10 protein-coding genes are annotated in these 17,908 nt (G+C 49.9%); 1 reads left to right on the top strand and 9 read right to left on the bottom strand.

Annotation, left to right across the window (positions count from 1 at the left end):
* Positions 1–98: 98 nt before the first annotated feature.
* The 7 genes from ACR0QT_RS06095 to ACR0QT_RS06065 form a co-directional block, all read right to left on the bottom strand.
* Positions 99–1,475, bottom strand: coding sequence for a UDP-N-acetylmuramoyl-tripeptide--D-alanyl-D-alanine ligase (locus ACR0QT_RS06095; protein WP_432629950.1), 1,377 nt, complete (start codon positions 1,473–1,475; stop codon positions 99–101).
* Positions 1,463–2,926, bottom strand: a complete 1,464-nt coding sequence (locus ACR0QT_RS06090) for a UDP-N-acetylmuramoyl-L-alanyl-D-glutamate--2,6-diaminopimelate ligase (protein WP_432629949.1) — start codon at positions 2,924–2,926, stop codon at positions 1,463–1,465. The genes ACR0QT_RS06095 and ACR0QT_RS06090 overlap by 13 nt, the downstream gene beginning before the upstream one ends.
* A 156-nt stretch (positions 2,927–3,082) precedes the next feature.
* Complete coding sequence (locus ACR0QT_RS06085; protein ID WP_432629948.1) at positions 3,083–4,753, bottom strand: formate--tetrahydrofolate ligase; 1,671 nt, start codon at positions 4,751–4,753, stop codon at positions 3,083–3,085.
* A gap of 47 nt (positions 4,754–4,800) precedes the next feature.
* Positions 4,801–8,682 carry a DNA translocase FtsK gene (locus tag ACR0QT_RS06080; protein ID WP_432629947.1) on the bottom strand — a complete coding sequence of 1,294 codons (3,882 nt, stop codon included), beginning with the start codon at positions 8,680–8,682 and terminating at the stop codon, positions 4,801–4,803.
* 577 nt (positions 8,683–9,259) lie between these two features.
* Positions 9,260–10,408: a lactaldehyde reductase gene (fucO, locus tag ACR0QT_RS06075; protein WP_432629946.1), complete on the bottom strand. Its 1,149-nt coding sequence runs from the start codon at positions 10,406–10,408 to the stop codon at positions 9,260–9,262.
* Between the two features lie 401 nt (positions 10,409–10,809).
* Complete coding sequence (locus ACR0QT_RS06070; RefSeq protein WP_432629945.1) at positions 10,810–11,397, bottom strand: TetR/AcrR family transcriptional regulator C-terminal domain-containing protein; 588 nt, start codon at positions 11,395–11,397, stop codon at positions 10,810–10,812.
* Positions 11,398–11,533: 136 nt separating this feature from the next.
* Positions 11,534–12,289, bottom strand: coding sequence for a ClpP family protease (locus ACR0QT_RS06065; RefSeq protein WP_432629944.1), 756 nt, complete (start codon positions 12,287–12,289; stop codon positions 11,534–11,536).
* A 128-nt stretch (positions 12,290–12,417) separates the two neighbouring features.
* On the opposite strand from ACR0QT_RS06065, the gene citC reads away from it, so the two are divergent.
* Positions 12,418–13,503, top strand: a complete 1,086-nt coding sequence (gene citC / locus ACR0QT_RS06060) for a [citrate (pro-3S)-lyase] ligase (protein ID WP_432629943.1) — start codon at positions 12,418–12,420, stop codon at positions 13,501–13,503.
* 328 nt (positions 13,504–13,831) lie between these two features.
* Here the strand turns inward: citC and cls are convergent, their stop codons facing one another.
* Positions 13,832–15,412: a cardiolipin synthase gene (cls, locus tag ACR0QT_RS06055; protein WP_432629942.1), complete on the bottom strand. Its 1,581-nt coding sequence runs from the start codon at positions 15,410–15,412 to the stop codon at positions 13,832–13,834.
* A gap of 308 nt (positions 15,413–15,720) precedes the next feature.
* Positions 15,721–17,841 (bottom strand): sulfatase-like hydrolase/transferase, encoded by a 2,121-nt coding sequence (locus tag ACR0QT_RS06050; RefSeq protein ID WP_432629941.1) that lies wholly within the window; start codon positions 17,839–17,841, stop codon positions 15,721–15,723.
* Between the last annotated feature and the right edge of the window lie 67 nt (positions 17,842–17,908).

Genomic DNA, 17,908 nt, shown 5'->3' with positions numbered 1-17,908 from the left:
CGCCCAGTTTCCCAGTTTTCCAACTTTCCAGTTCGCATTTTTGCCGATCCTTCATGCCTTCGCATTCCAAATCGGCTTTATCTCTTTATCATCTATATCTATTTTAAAAGCTGGGATGCAAGTTCCTGAAGTTTCATGCTGTTCGAGCCCTTTAAGAGCACACAGTCTCCCGGCTGAAGCATCTTTTCCACTGCCTCAAAGAGTGCCTCGCGCTCTTCCACCTCAAAGTGATGGCAGTCACAGCCGACGTTTGCCTCCTTCGCGCCCTCCTCGATCTCCTTTGCGAGCTCTCCGAACGTAAAGAGCACATCGACCGGATGGTCGGCAAGAAACGTTCCGATCTCCCGGTGGAAGCGCGGGCTCTGCTCGCCAAGTTCCTTCATGTCGGCGAGTACTGCAATATGGCGCTTTAGGCTCTTCATCGAGTCGAGGACTTCAAGTCCTGCCATCATCGATGCCGGACTTGCGTTGTAGGTGTCATCAATCACGGTCACCCCGTCCGCTCTGCGGTAAATCTGCTGGCGGTTCTTAAATCCATGGAACTCGCTGAGTTTCTCGGAAGCCTTCTCAAGCGGAACGCCACAGGCATCTGCGACAGCAAGTGCAGACATCGCATCAAGCACATGATGGCGACCCATCACCGACAGGCGCACCGGAATGCGCTTTTCTTTGCAGACTGCCACAAATGACGGGCAACCATCCTCAAGCACAATGTTCTCTGCGCGGTACTGGCAATTCTCCCCGGTTCCGTAGTACACGGTGCGAAGTCCGTCTCTCGCCTTCTGATCTTTTAACAGCGGATCGTCGCCATTTAAAATCAAAAGCCCTCCCTCTGGCATTCCATCCTGAATCGTCAGCTTCTCTCTGCGGATATTCTCCTGACTTCCAAGCTGTTCAATATGGGCAACGCCGATGTTCGTGATCACCGCCATATCGACTCTCGCGATCTGGGCAATTACGGTCAGCTCACCCGGAAGGCTCATTCCAAGCTCGAGAACACCGACCTCATCCTGACTTGAGATCTCGGAGATCGTGATCGGCACTCCGATCTGGCTGTTCGCATTTCCCGGTGTCTTGAAGACCTGATACTTCGCAGAGAGTGCCGTCGCGATCATCTCTCTCGTCGTCGTCTTTCCGACGCTTCCGGTCACTCCGACAAGCGGAATGTGCAGTCTCTCTCTCAAGTAGACACCGATTGCCTGAAGCGCCTTCTTCGTGTCGTCGACGCGAATCCACGGATGCACATCATCCATCGCATCGTGCTCTGAGGTCAGCGTGGCAGCTGCCCCCGCCTCAAACGCGCCCTCGATAAAGCGATGCGCGTCGACTCTCTCTCCGATCAACGGGACAAAGAGATCTGCTCCCGCCATCTCCTTCGAGTTCGTGCTGATATGGGAAAGCGTCAGACTCTCCTCTCCGCACAGAAGTCTGCCACCGGTTGCCTTCACAATGTCTGATACGGTTATCTGTTCCATTTGCTTACCACCTCTTCTACGACCGCACGATCTAAGAACGGATAGCGGACGCCTTCAATCTCTTGATAATTTTCATGTCCCTTGCCGATGATCGCAATCATATCACCCGGCTCTGAGTGTGTGATGCTGTATTCAATCGCTTCGCGACGATCCGGGATCTCGAGGAAGGCTCCACCGGTCTTCTCGATGCTTCCGCGAATGTCCGCAAGAATGTCCTCGACCTTCTCAAATCGGGAGTTGTCTGCGGTGATGATCGACAGATCTGCCATGCGTCCGCCGATCTCACCCATCGAGTAACGGCGCTCCTTCGAGCGATTTCCGCCACAGCCGAAGACGACGACGAGACGCTTCGGATGGTACTCGCGCAAGGTTTCAAGAAGGCTCTCCATGCTGACTGCATTGTGCGCGTAATCGACGATCACACAACAACGCTCTGAGGTGTAGACAATCTCCATTCTTCCATCGATCTTTAAGTGCTCAAGCGCATGCTGAAGTTTCTCTGCCGGAACTCCTGCCTTCAGCGCAACTGCGGATGCAGAGAGTGCATTGTAGACATTGAATTTTCCCGGGATGTTGACTCTGACCGGAATCTCATGGGCTCCGCGAATGTCAAACTCGATTCCGACAAAATCCGGCTCCGACACATAGTGGAGGTTCTCTGCCTGGTACGTCGCATTTGCGCCCATGCCAAATCCCGCCCACTCGCACGGAATATCCTTCACAATCTCCTCAAAATGCTCATCGTCGACATTGACGAGCGCAAACTTGCTCTGTGCAAAGATCTGCTTCTTGTAGTACAGATACTCTGCGAAATCTGCATGCTCATCCGGTCCGATGTGATCCGGGGAAATGTTTGTGAAAATTCCATAGTCGAACGTGATTCCGGCTACGCGGTACATCTTGAATGCCTGGGAGGAAACCTCCATCACACAGCAGTCGCATCCCTCCTCGACCATCTGAGCGAAATAGCGATGCAGATCATAGGATTCCGGTGTCGTGTTCATCGTCGGATAGTGATCCTCGCCGATGTAAACTCCGTTCGTTCCGATCATTCCGGTCTTCTTTCCGGCTGTCTCCATGATCTTTCGGATCATGTGCGTCGTTGTCGTCTTTCCCTTTGTTCCGGTCACTCCGATCATCAGAAGCTTCTCCGCCGGATAGCCAAAACGTGCTCCTGAGAGCTTTGCAAGTGCCTCTCTTCCGGATTTCACAAGAAGTACGGTCACACCCTCCGGAACTTCTACCGGACGCTCTGTCACGAGAACCCGACATCCTGCCTCAAGTACCTGCGGAATGTAATCATGGGAATCTCTCTTCGTTCCCTTCATGCAGACAAACACCGTCTTCGGTGCCGCCTTTCTGGAATCATAGACAACCTCGTCCACTTCCTCCTCCACACTGCCACAAAGCAGTGTGTAATCCAGCTTATCCAGCCAGTCTCTGATCTTCATGATTTTGATTCCTTTCCCTGCATCATTTTAAAAAATGTTGAATCTCTCCGATTTCCTGCATCGTTTGAAGACAAATCAGAGAGATTCTTTCTACTTTTGTTTTGTTAATTAAATGGGAACTGCTCGGTATTCTGTACTTCACAGTTCCGTAAAATTTTAGAACAGACCCGTGATCACACCGTCATCGGTCACATCGATTCCGTCTGCTGCCGGCTTCTTCGGCAGTCCCGGCATCGTCATAATTGCTCCGGTCAGAACAACGACAAAGCCTGCACCTGCGGATACATACGCGTCGCGCACATTGATCTTGAATCCGGTCGGACGTCCGAGCTTCTTCTGATCGTCAGACAGAGAGTACTGCGTCTTTGCCATACAGATCGGGAAATTGCCAAAGCCCATCTGCTCGATCTGAGCGAGTGCCTTCTGTGCTGCCGGTGCATAGGTCACACCGTCTGCTCCGTAGATCTCACCTGCGATCGTCTCGATCTTGTTCTTTAAGCTCATGTCATCCGGATAGAGCGGATGGTAATTGCTCTCCTTGTACTCGAGAGTCTTGAGGACTTTCTGTGCGAGAGCTTCACCGCCCTCACCGCCTTTTGCCCATACCTCGGAAAGTGCGAACTCACAACCACGGCGCTCGCAGAATGTGCGGATGAACTCATACTCTGCCTCGGTGTCGGTGACAAAGGAGTTTAAGGTCACAACAACCGGCACGCCGAATTTCTGGATGTTCTCAATGTGCTTCTCGAGGTTGACGATTCCCTTTCTCAGGGCGTCGAGGTTCTCCTCAGCAAGGTCAGTCTTCGGAACACCGCCGTTGTACTTGAGCGCACGAACCGTTGCGACAAGGACAACCGCATCCGGCTTCAGATCTGCCATCCGGCACTTGATGTCAAAGAACTTCTCAGCTCCCAAATCAGCGCCGAATCCTGCCTCGGTGATCGTGATGTCCGCTAACTTCAGAGCGGTCTTTGTCGCACGCACGCTGTTGCATCCGTGTGCGATGTTTGCAAACGGTCCACCGTGTACAAGTGCACCCGTATGCTCAAGCGTCTGAATCATGTTCGGCTTGATTGCGTCCTTCAAAAGGGCTGCCATTGCGCCGACTGCATTCAGATCTTTCGCCGTCACCGGCTCTCCCGCATAATTATATGCAACGATGATCTTGCCGAGGCGCTCTTTGAGATCCTTCATATCGTTTGCGAGGCAGAGGATTGCCATGATCTCGGATGCAACCGTGATGACGAAATGATCCTCGCGCACAACGCCATCTGCCTTCGAGCCAAGACCGACTACGATGTTTCTGAGCACACGGTCATTCATATCGAGGCAACGCTTCCAGAGGATCTGTCTCGTATCGATCCCAAGCGCATTTCCCTGCTGAATGTGGTTATCCAAAAGAGCGGCAAGCAGGTTGTTCGCAGAGGTGATCGCATGGAAGTCACCGGTAAAATGCAGGTTCAAATCCTCCATCGGGACAACCTGAGCGTAACCACCGCCGGCTGCTCCACCCTTGATTCCAAAGCACGGTCCGAGGGACGGCTCTCTGAGCGCGATCATCGTCTTGTAACCAAGTCTCGTGAGCGCATCTGCCAGTCCGATGCTCGTCGTCGTCTTTCCCTCTCCTGCCGGAGTCGGGTTGATTGCAGTCACGAGAACCAGTCTTCCGTCCTTCTTGTCTTTTATCTTTTTCCAGAGGTCATCCGTCAATTTCGTCTTGTACTTTCCGTAAAGTTCCAGATCATCTTCCGAGATTCCGTAGTTCTCTGCCACTTCCTTGATCGGCATCATCACCGACTCCTGTGCGATTTCAATATCCGTTTTCATAGACTTTCCTCCTTTGATAAGGGCTTTTGGTTTTCTGTCGTCGCTATTTACGATTGTCTCAACAGCTCCTCAAACTCCTGTTGCGTCATCAGAACCTTGCGGGGTTTTGTTCCTTCTTCTTCCCCGACAACGCCTGCCTCTGCAAGTTGATCCATAATCCGCGCAGCGCGGTTGAACCCGATTTTGAATACCCTCTGAAGCATGCCGATCGATGCACGGTCTTTCTCGATGATGAAGTTTCCCGCTTCCGCGAAATACTCATCACGCGCATCCCTTGCACCTCCCGCTCCCGCCGTCGGCGCAGAATTCATCTGTGTCTCGACCTCGGCGCTGTAATCTGCGGTCATTCCCTGTTCGGTCAGGAAATCCACGACAGCCTGCACCTCCTGATCGGAGACGAATGCACCCTGCACGCGTTGCGGTTTCGGGAATCCTGCCGGATAGAAGAGCATATCGCCCTTACCCAGCAATTTCTCGGCACCATTCATATCGATAATCGTCCGGGAGTCCACACCGGATGACACGGAAAATGCAATTCTTGACGGAATATTTGCCTTGATCAGACCTGTGATGACATTGACTGACGGTCTCTGGGTCGCAATCACCAGATGGATGCCCGCTGCTCGCGCAAGCTGTGCGAGACGACAGATCGCATCCTCGACCTCACCCGGAGCAACCATCATCAGATCCGCAAGCTCATCAACGATGATGATGATCTGAGGCAGTTTCTTCGGCTTGTTCGGATCGTCAATATCCTTCACGCTCTCAATCTTTGCGTTGTATCCCTTTAAGTCACGCACATTGTACTGTGCAAACTTCTTGTAACGGTCTGTCATCTCTGCAACCGCCCAGTTGAGTGCGCCGGAAGCCTTCTTCGGGTCGGTCACAACCGGGATCAGAAGATGCGGGATTCCGTTGTAGACGCTAAGCTCCACGACCTTCGGATCGATCATGATCAACTTGACATCTTCCGGTTTTGACTTAAAGATCACACTCATAATCAGCGTGTTGATGCAGACCGATTTACCGGAGCCTGTCGCACCTGCGATCAGAAGGTGAGGCATCTTTGCGATATCCGTCACGACAACCTGACCGCCGATATCCTTTCCGACTGCAAACGCAAGGCGGGACGGATGGGAGCGGAAATTTTCTGACTCCAAGAGGTCTCTCAAATAAACGGTATTGTTCTCCTTGTTCGGCACCTCAATGCCGACTGCGGACTTGCCCGGAATCGGCGCTTCGATACGGATGTCCGCTGCCGCAAGACTCAGCTTGATGTCATCGGCAAGTGCGACGATCTTGCTGACCTTGACGCCCTGCTCCGGGTGAAGCTCATAGCGGGTGACGGACGGACCACAGCTGATGTTTGTCACAGTGACTCCGACTCCGAAGTTTCTGAGTGTCTGCTGGAGCTTGATCGCCGTCTTTCGATACTCCTCATCGGAAAAGCTGTTCGCACTCGGTGCCCCCTTCTTCAACAACGTGGTCGGCGGAAACACATACTCCTTTTTCGGGAGTTCTTCCTCCTTGCGGATCTGTGTCGCCACACTTGTATCCTGACCGGCTCTCGCCTGACGCAGTTCCTCCTGACGCTTTGACTCGAGCTTCTTGTGAAGTGCCTCGGTCTCCGTCTCAATCACCTTGCCCGATGCCGTCACAACACGGCGCTCTGCGGACGGAACCGCAAAACTTCCACCGTTTTCGGTCGGCTTCATTCTCACATCCCGGTCGAGATACTCTGGTTCTGTTGCTCTCGCCCACGGGGTCGGTTCCATCGACTGCTGGGCTTGCACTGCCTGCTGAGCTTGCATGGTCGGATGTGCCTGTGTTGTCGAATGAATTCTCACCACCTGCTGAGCGGGCGCCGGATCAGGAAAGTAACGATCCTGCGACTGCATAGACTGCTCGAGCTTTTCCTGCCCTGTCTCATACATCTCATACATCGAAGGCTCTCGAACCGGATTCTGGCTCGACTCTGAGCTCGACTCTCTATTTGCATTTGCTTTTCCTGACTTGCTCGCAAGCGTGTCTCTGAGACTCTTGCTCGCCGGAGAAAATGTCTGCGGACGGGAAGTTCTTGAGGTCACATTGACCCAGACATCGTCAGAAGAGTCGTCATCCGCGACTGAACCAATCGGCGGGATCTCTCCCTCCTCATAGCGCGCAGATGCACTTAACGGCTCTGCCTGCTTCTGCTCTGCTCCGGACGCATGAAGACTCCACGAAACTGCCGTTCCATAGTCTTCTTTCTTTTCCTCTTCCTCAAACGGGACCTCGCTCTGGCGCAGACTTCCCGAAAAACTCGGTGAAATCGACTTTTGACTGCTCATCTTGCTCATTGACGGCACGGTCGAGGAAGACTCAGACGGCTCCGACGGCATTTGTGCTGTTCCCATCGGGACCTGAGTTGATGATGTTGATGAGAACGCCTGAGAGGCACCGAATGCGGATGCAGACGCTGTCGGAATCGATGCAGGTTTCGGCTCGCTCTGAGAGTAGATCTCATCCTGCGCCGTGTAGACACGATATCCCTGCGGGTGAGAAATGCTTCCGGTAAAGATGTCTGCCGGATCTGGTCTCGTGATCGTCGGCTCGGAGATCTTTAAGTTGGAGCCAAAATTGCTCGCCCTCTTCTCCCTCTGATCCGCCATCTTGCCCTCACTCTGCATTTCCTGCTTGGAATCTGAACGATCTCTTCGATCGGTTCTTCCTGATCTCTCTATTCCCTCTGCATCATCCGCATTTGCGGACTTTGCTCCTGTCTCCGAACTGGCTTCCTTCGCCTTTTGATTCTTCTCGGTCGACTTCTGTGCCTGACGCTCTGCAAACGAGATCGTCTTTGCCTCTGTCGGCTCCTCGTCATCCCCAACGTCAAATTTTGCCGGGGCTGGTGCCGGTGCGCCAAGCGGAACTCCGACAATCAGATCCTCCATCAAGGTTCCACCGCGATGATACATCGGCTGTTGTGCCGGCATTCTGCGGTTTCTTCCGCCTGTCGGCTGTCTCTTTCTTCCGGAGGTCTCGTTCATCATCAGCGAAATGCCGGCTGATTTTGCACGCTTTTCCTCCAAATATGCCTCTCTCTGCTCCTCGCTCTCCGGCTTCTCTCCGTCATAGACGCGAAGTCCACGGGAAACCTTGCTCGACACAAGATCCGTCGCTCCGAGATCGACACCGCGCACACGCTGTTGTCTGCGCTCTGCCTGAACCTCTCTGCGTCTTCCAAAATCTTCCCATGCCAGCTCACCCTGCTCCTGCACGAGACGCAGAAATGATTTCTCCGTGATGCACACGAGCGTGATGATCATGCACACAAACAGAAGGACAAAGGTTCCAAGACCGCCGAGAATCTTCTTAAATACCATGCAGATCAGACCGCCGAGCATTCCTCCGCCGACTCCGCTCTTCACTGCCTTCTCATAGTAGACAGAGATTCCCTCTCCCGCTCCCGGCTCACTTCCCATGAACAACTGCAAAAAACAGCAGATGATCACGCCAAGAATAACTCCTGCCACGATTTTTCTTGTCACCAGCGGATTGTCCTGATTCGCGCTGTAAAAGATCACGCCTCCCGCAAGCGCAATCGGAAGGATAAATCCGAATGAGCCAAACACTCCGATCTGGATATTTCTCGCCACTTCTCCTGCGACTCCGCACACATGCAGATTACTCAAAAACAGGAGCAGAGCAACTGCCAGCGAAAGCAGAATACATGCCTCCGACTGCACAAAATCCGGCTCTTCCTGCCACTCCGGTTCCGGCTGAACTGCCACCCGCACCGTCTGTCTGTTCGGAGTCGACGTTCCTCTCTTTGCGGAAGACGCACGGCTTCTCGAACGGGTTTCTGTTGAACGTTCTATCTTCTTTGTCTGTGGTGCTGTCTTTTTTCCAGACTTTTCCTCACTGTTCATTTTCTTGCTTGATGCCACAAATATGCCTCCTCATTTCCCAAATGTACCCTGCCATTTCTCTGCACCTTAAAATATGCTCGAACATCTTTTTTCCTTTTTATCCGAACACCCTGTTTTCGCGCTTGGTTTTCCCTGATTTTGTCTGTGATCTGAGTCTGTGAGAAGATACAGCTACAAAAACAAGCGGTACAGAAACCGCGAACGTACATCAATGAAGATAGTATACAAAAAAATGAGAGGAATTGCAACCTTCCCCTCATTTTCCTTTTTTTCAAAATTTTTCAAGTCGACGCTCGCGGAGACTTGGCGCGTGATTTTGGTCAGCTCTGCTGACATTTTCTTATCAAAATCGCTGCGCATCCTCGCGGAGCGTATAACTCAGAAGGGGATTGTCTCCCCTCCTGAGAAAGTTTGTGATACCCCACCTATAGAGGAGGGGGACATCCACTCTGAGTTATAGCCTGATGATTCCGATTCGGCTTTTTGATGCTTCGCGCATTTTTTATAAGAGCCGAACCGGAATCTATTCTTTTACTCTTTTACTGTTCCGTTTGCTTTTTCGTTTGCGTTCTCTTTACTTTTCTTTCTTTTACACTTACATCAGAGAACGATACAGTTCCTTGATCTCCTCAACAGAGGTATCTCTCGGGTTGCCCGGACGGCAGGCATCTGCATATGCGGACTCAGACAGGAAGTCCAGATCCTCTTCCTTCACGATTGCCTTCAAATCAGCCGGAATTCCGACATCAGCGGACAGCTTCTTGACTGCGTCAACGGCTGCCTTGCGGTATTCTTCCTGGCTCATCTCATCGACACCCTCAACGCCCATTGCCTTTGCGATGTATTTATACTTGTCACCGGTGCACGGAGCATTGTACTCCATGATCGTCGGAAGCAGGATTGCATTTGCAACACCGTGCGGGGTATCATAGACAGCACCGAGTGAATGTGCCATCGAGTGAACAATACCAAGACCTACATTGGAGAAGCCCATTCCTGCGATGTACTGACCGAGTGCCATTCCCTCTCTGCCTTCCGGAGTGTTCTCAACTGCGCCTCTCAAGGACTTTGAGATGATCTCGATTGCCTTGAGATGGAACATGTCGGTCATCTCCCATGCGCCCTTCGTGATATATCCCTCAATCGCATGAGTCAGAGCATCCATACCGGTGGAAGCCGTCAGACCCTTCGGCATGCTTGCCATCATCTCCGGATCGATGACTGCGACAACCGGAATGTCATGGGTATCTACGCAGACAAATTTTCTCTTTTTCTCAACATCGGTGATAACGTAGTTGATCGTTACCTCTGCTGCGGTTCCTGCTGTCGTCGGAACGGCAATGATCGGAACACACGGCTTCTTCGTCGGAGCTACGCCCTCAAGACTTCTGACATCCTCAAACTCCGGGTTGTTGATGATGATGCCGATTGCCTTTGCGGTATCCATCGAGGAACCACCACCGATTGCGATCAGGTAATCTGCGCCGGATGCCTTGAACGTTGCAACACCGGTCTGCACATTCTCGATCGTCGGATTCGGCTTAATGTTGGAATAAACCTCATAGGCAAGACCTGCCTCATCGAGAACATCGGTCACCTTCTTCGTCACACCAAATTTGATCAGATCCGGATCGGAACATACAAATGCCTTTGCAAATCCTCTAGTCTTCACCTCATTTGCAATCTCCTTGATTGCTCCTGCTCCATGATAAGAAGTCTCATTCAATACGATTCTGTTTGCCATGTGAATTTCCTCCTATAATGATAATGATCTAAAGATTTCCGACCATATGCGACATCAACCGCAGATGACCGATTTTGTTTGCATTTCGGAACGAATTTTCTTTTTGTTCGCTCTCTCTTGTAACTGTTATTATTTTAACAGCATTTTCACAAAAAAGAAAGTGACAAATCTGCTCGTTTGTCACTTTCCGCCTAAATCTTTTTTCTATTTTTCGTTTCTTCATCTATTTTCACGATGATTTCTTCGGTAAGTCTCAGTTTTCCCATTTTCGTGTTTGCCAAAAAATAGACAGTAATGTCAGGATCTGTCACTGATTCGATATTCAAGATCCTGATCAATCTAATTCATCTGAGCGGTCTACCTAGTCCTGCCAAGAGCACAAAAACTCGGAATCAACTTCCCTACAAGAGTCCCAACTCCAGGAAGACCTTTGCGAGCTTCGGCGGGATTCCCTCCACGAGCTTTTCCGCCATCTCTCTCGGAGAACGCTTCATTCCACCGAGCACCCATTTTTCCGTCATGTAGACAGAACCGCGACAATACATCTCAAGCAGGAAATCGAGATCCTCACTCAGAGGCCGGGATGTCCTCGTCGCGATCAGACTCTTATAAAACTGCAAGATCAGAACGAAATCATGTTCCTTGACCGAATTATAGTCATCTGAGCGAAATGCCTCCGTGAAAAAGGCCTTCTCTTTGCGGATAAATTCAAATTTCTGGACAAGACTCTCCCCAACGGTATTCTCCGTCCCCATTTGTGCAAATGACTGGAGCACGAGTTTGTCAAAATACCAGTTGATCAGATCATACTTATCTTTGAAATTTCGGTAAAATGTCTGGCGCGTCAGCCCACATCCGTCCACAATGTCCTTGACGGTGATGCGATCGACCGGAGTCACTCTCATACATTCCTTGATCGACTCTGCAAGCCGGTATTTTGTGCGATCGCTTCCTCCCGGATTCCCGGATACTTCAATCTGTTTGTCCATGCCTCTACAATCCTTTTCTTTCGTGTTCTTTTGTGCCTTTTGTGTCTTCTGTTTTTTCGTATCTTTTCTTTTTTGTAATCTTCTGTATTTCCCAATTAATAAGAACTCGTATTCCTGCTTTTCTTTCACTTTTTATCTATTTTATCAGATTGTCTCTTCTTCTGTCTACCATCTCATAAAGTTTTCCAAGTGCATCCCGAATTCCGCCGACCTCATCGATCAGCCCCTCCCGGACTGCCTGCGTGCCGACAAGCACAGTTCCGAGATCTCTCGTGAGCATCTCTGTGTTGAGCATCAGCCGTTTCGCCTGATCGTAGGCAATCCGCGAGTGTTCACTGATAAAACTTAAGATCCGATCCTGAATCATATCGAAATATTCATACGTCTGGGAAGCCCCGATCACAAGTCCATTCATCCGAACCGGATGGATCATCATCGTTCCGGTCGGCACGATAAACGAGTAATCGGTTGAGACCGCAAGCGGGACTCCGATCGAGTGACTTCCGCCGAGCACCAACGATACCGTCGGCATTGACAATGATGCAATCATCTCCGCAATCGCAAGTCCTGCATCGACATCTCCACCCGAGGTATTTAAGAGCACGAGAAGTCCCTCCACACTATCATCATCCTCGAGTTTTGCAAGCTGTGGAAGCACATGATCGTATTTCGTCGCCTTCGCATTTCCCGAGAGATTTTCGTGTCCTTCCACCTCCCCGATGATCGAGAGAAGCTGGATTCTCCGCTTTTTGCTGTTCTCGTCGAGCGTCAGCTCTCCGTATGCCTCCGGAGCCTGATCCTGTCCCTGATTCTGCGATCCGTTTTGCCGACTCTGTCCGCTCCCGTTTTTCCCATTTTCTTCATTCCATTTAAATTCCATCTCGTCTTCCATGCGCTCTTCCCCTCCATAACCCAAGATAAATAGGAAACATAAGAAATCTTCTATTCGCATTTTTCCCTGCAATCCGCTATAATATTCTTATTGATTTCTTGTTAATTATAAATAAAGGGGGATTTTTTATGTCTGAATATACCATCAGCCAAATCACTCCGTCTGATCGCCGTGCCTGCCGTCAGATGGACGCGCTTCTCGAAAAAGAGGGCATTGAGCGCGATAAGAACTTAGATTACAGCATCGGTCTGTTCGATGAGGATTACAATCTCGTTGCAACCGGATCCTGCTTTTCCAATACGCTTCGCTGTATGGCGGTTTCTTCCGATCATCAGGGCGAGGGTCTGATGAATCAGGTCGTCACTGCCTTGATGGATTACCAGTTTTCTCGCGGATGCACGGATCTCTTTTTGTATACCAAGATTACAACCGCACGCTTTTTCCGAGATCTCGGATTCTATGAGATTGCGCGCGTGGAGGGCAAACTTGTCTTTATGGAAAATCGTCGCACCGGATTTGAAAATTATCTAAAAAATCTTCAGCGCGAGACCGAGGATGCTCTGCCTCAGCTCACGAAAAACACAAATCCGGAAGTAAGCGGTCACATCGGAGCGGTGATCATGAATGCGAATCCATTTACCCTTGGTCACCAATACCTGATTGAGCAGGCATCCTCCCACACAGAACTTCTCCATGTTTTCGTCGTCTCCGAGGATGTCTCCCTCGTTCCGCTTGCCGTCCGCGAACAGCTCGTGAAAGAGGGATCTGCCACCTTCAAGAACCTGATTTTCCATCGCACGGGACCTTACATGATCTCAAATGCGACGTTCCCGTCCTATTTCTTAAAGGATTCGGATACCGTCATCCGCTCCCATGCAAAGCTGGATATCCAGATTTTTACGAGAATCGCTTCGGCACTCGGCATCACAGACCGTTTTGTCGGCGAGGAGCCATTCAGTCAGGTCACCGGCATCTACAATCAGGTGATGAAAGAAGAACTCGAATCCGCTGGTCTCACCTGCGCGATCATTCCGCGAAAAACAGGCAATGACGGCGCCATCAGTGCTTCCGATGTCCGCACCAAGATCAAGGAAGGGGATTTTGAGGCGCTTCGCGCTCTTGTTCCGGAGACGACTTATCGATACTTCACTTCCGAGAAGGCAGAGCCTGTGATTGCGAAAATTAGGGGAACTGCGGAAGTACGCCACTATTAGTTTTTTAAGATACTTATATTTGCCCTTGCTCCGCTCCTCCGACCGAAATAAGTCCTGCAAACTCGCTCTCGCTCCGGGTTCGACGTAGCAGTGCATAAGACCGTAAAATACACGGTCTAAGCACTGACGTCTCACACGGGTTTGCAGGATCTTTTTCGTCATCGGAGCGGTCATAATTATGATGGCACAATAATTCTTAATTAAAAACTATTATTAAAACAGACAAAACCTCATGCCTAGTCTCCGTGGATACCAAGTAAAAAAACAAAATCTGCGCCAGTTCTCAACTCAGCAACTATTTTCTGAGATAAGATCTGACGCAGATTTTTTACATAAGCGGTGCAAAGATTCGCAGAGCCTTTCCGACCGCTTTCTTTGCAAACGGGAAATCTCGGCAATCTTCCAGCGTGATTTTCTGGCACTTTTTCAGGGTCTCCTGGAAATCCTGCTCTGCCTGTCCGACAGCCGGGTTTCGATAAATATAGGTCGCACACTCAAAATGAAGATGAAGACTCCGGTAATCAAGATTGACTGAACCCACCACTGCCTTCTCATCATCGCTTGTGAAGACCTTCGCATGCACAAATCCCGGCGTATACTCATAAATCCGCACACCGGCGCGGATCAACTCGGCATAGTAAGAGCGCGCAAGCAGATACGCATAAATTTTATCCGGAATATGAGGCATGATGATCGTCGTCTCGATTCCTCGCTTTGCCGCAAATGTCAATGCCGTGATCATATCACTGTCGAGAATCAGATACGGAGTCATAATGTGGACGTAATAGCGCGCCTCATTGAGGATATCCATGTAGACATGCTGTCCGACGGTCTCCTGATCAAGCGGACTATCCCCATACGCCATCACATACCCGCTCCGGTCAAGATCTTTCGGCCAGTTGTGGGAGCGTTTCGGCAGATACCGCTCATAATGTTCTTCTGTGTGCTCCGTCACATTCCACATCTGAAGAAACATCATCAGAAAACTCTGGACTGCATCCCCTTTCAGCATAATCGCCGTGTCCTTCCAATGTCCAAAGCGCACTTTTCGGTTGATATACTCATCTGCGAGATTTACCCCTCCGGTGAATGCCGTGAGTCCATCGATCACAACGACTTTTCGGTGATCCCGGTTGTTCTGATAAGAGGAAAGCACCGGGCGAACCGGCGAGAACATCTTGCAGCGGATTCCTTTTTTCTCAAGCTGAGCCGGATAGCGATACGGGAGGAGTGCCAGACAGCACATTCCATCATACATCACGCGAACCTCGACGCCGGATTTTGCTTTTTCCTCAAGCACTTTCAGGATCTCTCCCCACATTTCTCCGCGATCAATGATGAAGAATTCCATAAAGATATATCGCTTTGCCTTCCGAAGTTCTCTGAGAAGTACCGGATACATGTCATCCCCGAGTGGAAAATACTCGACATGGGTATTTTTCACAACCGGATACCCGCCGTAATGATTCATATAGACCGCGAGTCCGGTGACCCCACGGCTCTCCTCATAGAGCTGGTGCATGACCGCCGGGTCCTGTTTGAGCCACGGTTTCGTATCAAGCTGAAGTTTCTGAAGACGCTTTGCAATCGCCTTCGTTCCCGGCTGTGTCTCAATAAACAGATAGAACATGACACCAAAAACCGGAAAGACGAGAACCGGAATGATCCACGACATCTGGTAAGACGGGTTTTCATTTTTATTTAAAATGTAGATCACGACAACCGCACTCAGGATCGTGAATCCCCCATAAAAATAAAACGCCTGATTTTTCAGCCACTCAAACGTCAGGCATAGAACCATGATCTGCACAATCAAAGAGAGAATCACAAACGTCGTTCGTCCAAAAATGATTCTGAGCAATTTTCCAGAAGTCTTTTTGACGAGTTTTTTCTTGTCTTCCTTCAACATGTCGTACCGCCTCCTGAACATCCGGTCTTTATCTTTGTATCTTATCTATATCCCAGACGAAATTTTTTCAAAAGTATTCCGCTAAAATCATTCAACGAAGTCCTTACCGAAAAATCTTCACCAAAATTTTCACCTGAAATCTTTATCTGAAATTAGAATCTAGTTTACCACAATTTTCAAACAGATACAATAAACCAATCCCGCCCGAGTGTTCATCCATCCCTTCTGCTTACCTCTCCGCTATCCTATCTCTCACGAAATTCATTTAGAAATTTTCTACTCATAACTTACAATTCTTCTATTACACTTTACGCGCCGGGTGCTTTGCTCGCTGTTCCAAGCGGAACTTTGTCACGTCCGACCTGGCGCACCGTGATCTCCTCATCGCCGTTTAGTGTGAGATTTGGCGCAATCAGACGCTTTTCTGTCCAGTATGGCGTGTCAACCTGCTTTCCATTGACAAAGATCTTTGAATAAGAATTAAAGCCTGATCCAAACACAATCACCTGATGCTTTCCCACATAGGTGCTCTTCTGGATGATCGGATCAATTCCAAATTCCATCTTAACTGTCTGATACGGCGAAGTGCCCCCGTAGACCTCCTGATCCCCGTAGAGAATATCGTACTCGAGGAGTTGCATCTTGGAAAGATAGGTATCATTCTGATCAATGTCCTGCCCGTTCTCCTCCTCTTGTTCTTCGCTCTGCTTCTCATCCATCGTCTCCACAAGCGTTTGCTCGGTATCTTCCACTTCTGCAAATGTTGACTCGGTATCTGTCGTCTCCACAAATGTCGACTGCTTGCTTACCGCTTCGGTCGACTCCTCGCTTACCGATTCGGGTGTCTGCTCGGCACTTTCTCCCGCGAGATTTTCCTCATCCCTCATATATTTCTGGTGGAAGCAGAACATCGTGCCCTCATGAAGATTCAAAAGATCCTGCACATAGGCGGAAAGCTGATAGCTCTCCACATCCCGCTTCTGCACCGGAAGATCCAGATTGTTCCAGATCACATAGTTCGTCTGAAACAGAGACTTGTTCTTCATCTCATCCGCGGTCCACTCAAATCCCGGCAGATGATCGCCGTACATCACAAGAACCGTCGGCTCTTTGCGCGCATTCAGCGTCCGCACGAGCTTTTTGACAAAGCCGTCCATCTCATGAATCTGCTGACAGTAATACTCAAACGACGGATATTTTCCATGACCCTGCACCGAGATCGTGTAAATAAAATCCTGCCCTACACTTGAATCCAGTGCCTTTTCGATTTCCTCAACAAGAATCTTGTCCTTGCACCACCCGGTCGGATTGCGCTCCACGTTGTACATATATTCAATCGGCGTGAAATCATCAAAACCAAGCTGAGCAAAAATCTTATGCCGATCATAAAAGGTTGCCTCATTGTCATGGATCGCATGCGTGTGGTAGCCGAGATTTTTCATATCAAATGCCATGCTCTCGCACGCTGTCTTCTGAAGCACGGTCTTGTACGGATACTCACCCGGGCCGAAAAAGTCGAGGTTCATTCCGGTGATGCATTCAAACTCGGTGTTCGCCGTTCCTGCTCCGACAGACGGCACACTCAGATAGCCCGACGGAAAATGCTCCATCAGATAGCGGAAAAACGGAATCGGATCTTTCTCGACTGGATTATTTTCCCAGAGCATCGGATCAAAAAACGATTCCAGCTGAATCATAATGATGTTCGGAGTCTGGTACTCACTCAGAGAATACGTTTCTCCTGCCTCAAGCTCAATCGTCTCAAGGTCTTCTTTCTCAACCTGGGCGACGGTCGCCTTGTCATAATCACTCGGGCGCGCAATTCCCGTGTGAAAAAGTGAATTGGAAAAACAGTAGACAAAACCGTAATCCTGATAGGCCTGACCGATGTTTCCAAAGTGAAGTGCCAAAATTCCACTCAAAACTGCGAGATGAAGTCCTCCCCAGCTGATAAGCAAAGCAACTCCCGCCACACAGAGCGAGTTTCGCAGACAAATTGGTTTTGGATCTACCGGCGCAAGTCTCCAGAGCAGAACTCCAAGAATCAGCGCAAGTACAATCCCGACAGCACCGAGCACGATCTGCCACCATGTCAGATACGTATTCAAAAGGCTCAATGCATACTTGACCAGTCGCAGATCCGATGCCGTAAACGGCGTTGTCCGAAAGACGAGAAGGACTCCGTTGATGAGTCCCATCGCCAACCCAAGAATCACCAGAATTCCCGCCGTAAACACTTTTCTTCTCGTAAACAGAATCAGCAGAAACGGTGGCAAAAGCAAAAGCGCGTTCGCGAGAAATACCAGAACGTGTCCAACGCTGTAATCAAAAAGTCCAATTAGTGACTTCCGACTCAAAAGCTCTATCGCAAGGTCGAGAAGAAGCACCAGACCAAATAGTTTTCCAAGCAAAATCCATGTTTTTTTCACAATCTCAGTTTCCCCTTTTTTATCTTCTTTTCGTTCTTTCGTTCATTGATTTCCCATTTTTTCGAAT

It is taken from the genome of Brotaphodocola sp., from assembly GCF_050873365.1.
Lineage (GTDB): Bacteria > Bacillota > Clostridia > Lachnospirales > Lachnospiraceae > Brotaphodocola.
This window is presented reverse-complemented; position numbering and strand designations above follow the sequence as displayed.

Coding starts and splice junctions, on each gene's coding strand:
- cls (WP_432629942.1), bottom strand. CDS start 15,412: ATGTTGAAGGAAGACAAGAAAAAACTCGTCAAAAAGACTTCTGGAAAA.
- ACR0QT_RS06065 (WP_432629944.1), bottom strand. CDS start 12,289: ATGGAAGACGAGATGGAATTTAAATGGAATGAAGAAAATGGGAAAAAC.
- ACR0QT_RS06090 (WP_432629949.1), bottom strand. CDS start 2,926: ATGAAGATCAGAGACTGGCTGGATAAGCTGGATTACACACTGCTTTGT.
- ACR0QT_RS06095 (WP_432629950.1), bottom strand. CDS start 1,475: ATGGAACAGATAACCGTATCAGACATTGTGAAGGCAACCGGTGGCAGA.
- fucO (WP_432629946.1), bottom strand. CDS start 10,408: ATGGCAAACAGAATCGTATTGAATGAGACTTCTTATCATGGAGCAGGA.
- ACR0QT_RS06085 (WP_432629948.1), bottom strand. CDS start 4,753: ATGAAAACGGATATTGAAATCGCACAGGAGTCGGTGATGATGCCGATC.
- citC (WP_432629943.1), top strand. CDS start 12,418: ATGTCTGAATATACCATCAGCCAAATCACTCCGTCTGATCGCCGTGCC.
- ACR0QT_RS06070 (WP_432629945.1), bottom strand. CDS start 11,397: ATGGACAAACAGATTGAAGTATCCGGGAATCCGGGAGGAAGCGATCGC.